Here is a 627-nt window from a genome sequence, read left to right as displayed (position 1 = left end):
GCGGTGTACTACGCGGTCTCCAGCGACCAGGGGGCCACCTTCAAAGGCGATTACAAGATCGCCGACCACGCCTGCGAATGCTGCCGGATTGGCCTGGCGCTCGACCCCGAGGGCAAGCCGGTGGCCAACTGGCGCCACGTCTTCGCTCCCAATGCACGTGACCATGCACTGGCCAGACTCCAGCCCGACGGCAGCGCATCAGCGCCCGAGCGCGTGACCTTCGATGACTGGCGTATCGATGCCTGTCCGCACCACGGTCCCTCACTGGCTTACACGCCTGACGGAACGCGTCACCAGGTCTGGTTCAACGGCAAGGAAGGCGATGGCGGCGGCGTGCGCTATGCCGCGGCAAAGGCCGATGGCGCCTTGGCGGAGCCAGTGTCGCTCGGCAGTGCCCAGGCGGCGCATGCCGATATCCTGGCGCAGGGCCAACAGGTCGTCATCGTCTGGAAGCAGTTCGACGGGCAGTCCACAGCCATCCTGACGCGGCGGTCCGATGATGGCGGAAAGACCTGGAAGGAAGGCGAGCTGGCCCGTACGGACGGCGACTCCGACAAGCCTTATCTGGCTGCGGCGCCCACTGGTCCCGTGCTGTATTGGCGCACGCGGAATGAAGGCATCCGTATC

Annotated in this window: 1 protein-coding gene; it reads left to right on the top strand. The window is 66.0% G+C overall.

Annotation, left to right across the window (positions count from 1 at the left end):
• The coding region (locus JK635_RS29440; protein WP_202656469.1) for a hypothetical protein at nt 1-627 on the top strand (627 nt) is incomplete at both ends.

This window comes from Neobacillus paridis, from assembly GCF_016765675.1.
Lineage (GTDB): Bacteria > Bacillota > Bacilli > Bacillales > Cytobacillaceae > Neobacillus > Neobacillus paridis.
Note: the sequence above shows the minus strand (reverse complement) of the source record. Positions and strands in the feature narration are given on the sequence as shown.